Below are 627 nucleotides of genomic sequence, written 5' to 3'. Positions count from 1 at the left end.
CAATGCCAGCCTTTGTTTACCTAATTCCAGCCGTTGCCTTCTTCGGTATCGGTATTGTACCTGGTACATTCGCGTCAGTAATTTTCGCCTTACCACCAACAGTACGATTCACTGAGTTAGGTATCAAACAAATTTCTACTGAATTAGTAGAAGCAGCAGACGCCTTTGGTTCAACTGGTAAACAAAAACTATTCAAAGTAGAATTACCTTTAGCTAAATCGACAATTATGGCTGGTGTAAACCAAACAGTTATGCTTGCCTTGTCTATGGTTGTTACAGCTTCAATGATTGGTGCACCAGGTCTAGGTCGCCAAGTACTAACAGCTCTACAACGTGCCTCAGTGGGTTCAGGGTTTGTGTCAGGTCTAGCGATTGTTATCTTAGCAATCTTGATTGACCGCTTAACAAATCGTTTCACAGCTGATAAAAATAGCTAAGTCAAAGAAGGGAGAATTTATTTTGAAGAAAAAATTTAAAGGAATCTGGATTGCAGTCATTGCAGTCTTGGGACTAATTCTTACTTTCGGAAGTGCGGGTGCTTACAGTTCAAATGCTTCTAACCTTATTTCTGTTGGAAGTAAAGGAAATATTAATTTGTCTTACGTAACATGGGATACTGAAATTGCT

Annotated in this window: 1 pseudogene; it reads left to right on the top strand. The window is 39.4% G+C overall.

The features are described 5' to 3' along the window. A pseudogene (locus ABS911_RS15265) lies at positions 1-627 on the top strand (ABC transporter permease); the annotation flags it as partial.

It is taken from the genome of Carnobacterium sp., from assembly GCF_040274425.1.
This window is presented reverse-complemented; position numbering and strand designations above follow the sequence as displayed.